General features: G+C 56.0%; 2 rRNA genes. Both read left to right on the forward strand.

The window, feature by feature from the left end:
- Positions 1-507, forward strand: a 16S ribosomal RNA gene (locus DEJ32_RS15905); the annotation flags it as partial.
- A gap of 473 nt (positions 508-980) precedes the next feature.
- Positions 981-3,166, forward strand: a 23S ribosomal RNA gene (locus DEJ32_RS15910); the annotation flags it as partial.

Raw genomic sequence — 3,166 nt, forward strand, 5'->3', positions numbered from 1 at the left:
GGTGTACAGGTGGTGCATGGTTGTCGTCAGCTCGTGTCGTGAGATGTTGGGTTAAGTCCCGCAACGAGCGCAACCCTCGTTCTATGTTGCCAGCGGGTTATGCCGGGGACTCATAGGAGACTGCCGGGGTCAACTCGGAGGAAGGTGGGGATGACGTCAAATCATCATGCCCCTTATGTCTTGGGCTTCACGCATGCTACAATGGCCGGTACAAAGGGCTGCGATACCGTAAGGTGGAGCGAATCCCAAAAAGCCGGTCTCAGTTCGGATTGAGGTCTGCAACTCGACCTCATGAAGTCGGAGTCGCTAGTAATCGCAGATCAGCAACGCTGCGGTGAATACGTTCCCGGGCCTTGTACACACCGCCCGTCAAGTCATGAAAGTCGGTAACACCCGAAGCCGGTGGCCTAACCCTTGTGGAAGGAGCCGTCGAAGGTGGGATCGGTGATTAGGACTAAGTCGTAACAAGGTAGCCGTACCGGAAGGTGCGGCTGGATCACCTCCTTTCTAAGGAGCATCTGGTCAGTGCTGCTCACCGTCGTGGTGGGTTGGTTGCTGGTCCAGGCGCCCGGTTCGGACCGAACGTGTCCGACGGGTAGCTCATGGGTGGAACATTGACAGTGCAGTCGGGAGCGCGTCTTCTGGTCTCAGTACGCTCGGGTGTCTCTTTGTGAGGTGTCTGGGTTGGAACGGGTCGGGGGGAAGCGGGTTGGCTGGTGCACGTTGTTGGGTCCTGAGGGACCAGGCTTCCTGATCGTCGGGTTGTCTCTTTTGGAGGCGGGTTCGGTGGTTGGGGGTTGGGCCGCAAGGTCCTTCGGTGGGCTGCATGAGGCTAGGCGTTGTGTCTGGTGGAGTGTGGTGCCGATCGTATGTTGAGAACTACACAGTGGACGCGAGCATCTTTAGATTCGCGTCATCGATGATCGTCGGCTTTCGGGTTGGCGTGAAACATGGCGTTGGATCGCAATTTTAATCTTTGTGGTCAAGTTTCTAAGAGCAAACGGTGGATGCCTTGGCATCTGGAGCCGAAGAAGGACGTAGAAATCTGCGATAAGCCTCGGGGAGCTGATAATCGAGCTGTGATCCGAGGATTTCCGAATGGGGAAACCCCGCCAGGCGACTTGTCGACCTGGTGACTCCCGCCTGAATATATAGGGCGGGTAGAGGGAACGTGGGGAAGTGAAACATCTCAGTACCCACAGGAAGAGAAAACAACATGTGATTCCGTGAGTAGTGGCGAGCGAAAACGGATGAGGCTAAACCGATCATGTGTGATAGCCGGCGGGCGTTGCATGGTCGGGGTTGTGGGACACGTCGCTCAGTTCTGCCGGACTGGGACGGTTACAGCGCATCATAGTCGAACCGGTTTGAAAGCCGGGCCGTAGTGGGTGCCAGCCCCGTAGACGAAATGGTGTTATGGCCGGATGTGTATCCCAAGTAGCACGGGGCCCGAGAAATCCCGTGTGAATCTGTCAGGACCACCTGATAAGCCTAAATACTCCCAGATGACCGATAGCGGACAAGTACCGTGAGGGAAAGGTGAAAAGTACCCCGGGAGGGGAGTGAAATAGTACCTGAAACCGTTTGCTTACAAACCGTCGGAGCCTCCTTTGTAGGGGTGACGGCGTGCCTTTTGAAGAATGAGCCTGCGAGTTAGCGATATGTGGCGAGGTTAACCCGTGTGGGGTAGCCGTAGCGAAAGCGAGTCTGAATAGGGCGATTCAGTCGCATGTCCTAGACCCGAAGCGAAGTGATCTATCCATGGCCAGGTTGAAGCGACGGTAAGACGTCGTGGAGGACCGAACCCACTTCAGTTGAAAATGGAGGGGATGAGCTGTGGATAGGGGTGAAAGGCCAATCAAACTTCGTGATAGCTGGTTCTCTCCGAAATGCATTTAGGTGCAGCGTTGCGTGTTTCTCGCCGGAGGTAGAGCTACTGGATGGCCGATGGGCCTCAACAGGTTACTGACGTCAGCCAAACTCCGAATGCCGGTGAGTGAGAGCGCAGCAGTGAGACGGTGGGGGATAAGCTTCATCGTCGAGAGGGAAACAACCCAGACTACCAACTAAGGCCCCTAAGCGTGTGCTAAGTGGGAAAGGATGTGGAGTTGCACAGACAACCAGGAGGTTGGCTTAGAAGCAGCCACCCTTGAAAGAGTGCGTAATAGCTCACTGGTCAAGTGATTCCGCGCCGACAATGTAACGGGGCTCAAGCACACCGCCGAAGTTGTAGATTTCGCACATGGACAAGCCTTCGTGGTTCAGTCGTGCGGAGTGGTAGGAGAGCGTCGTGTGGCGAGTGAAGCGGCGGAGTGATCCAGCCGTGGACGCCACACGAGTGAGAATGCAGGCATGAGTAGCGAAAGACGGGTGAGAAACCCGTCCTCCGAAAGACCAAGGGTTCCAGGGCCAGGTTAATCCGCCCTGGGTAAGTCGGGACCTAAGGCGAGGCCGACAGGCGTAGTCGATGGACAACGGGTTGATATTCCCGTACCGGCGAACAACCGCCCAAGCTAATCCAGTGGTGCTAAGAGTCCTAACCCGGCACTTGTTGATCCCTTCGGGGTGAGACGGGCCGGTCTAACGCTCGACCCCATGCTGGTGCGGTTAGCGTATGAACAGGTGTGACGCAGGAAGGTAGCTGAGCCAGGCGATGGTATCCGTAAGGTGAACCTGGTGTAAGGATGTAGGGCTGACGATAGGCAAATCCGTCGTCTGTACGCCTGAGATCCGACGCGTACCCGTAAGGGGAAATCAGTGATCCTATGCTGCCGAGAAAAGCATCGACGCGAGGTTGCAGCCGCCCGTACCCGAAACCGACTCAGGTGGTCAGGTAGAGAATACCAAGGAGATCGAGATAATCGTGGTTAAGGAACTCGGCAAAATGCCCCCGTAACTTCGGGAGAAGGGGGGCCGGACACGTGACCGGATTCACTCCGTGAGCGTTGAAGGCCGCAGAGACCAGTGGGAAGCGACTGTTTACTAAAAACACAGGTCCGTGCGAAGTCGCAAGACGATGTATACGGACTGACGCCTGCCCGGTGCTGGAAGGTTAAGAGGAAGGGTCAGCCTCACGGCGAAGCTCTGAATTTAAGCCCCAGTAAACGGCGGTGGTAACTATAACCATCCTAAGGTAGCGAAATTCCTTGTCGGGTAAGTTCCGACC

It is taken from the genome of Curtobacterium sp. MCPF17_046 (assembly GCF_003224295.1).
Taxonomy (GTDB): domain Bacteria; phylum Actinomycetota; class Actinomycetes; order Actinomycetales; family Microbacteriaceae; genus Curtobacterium.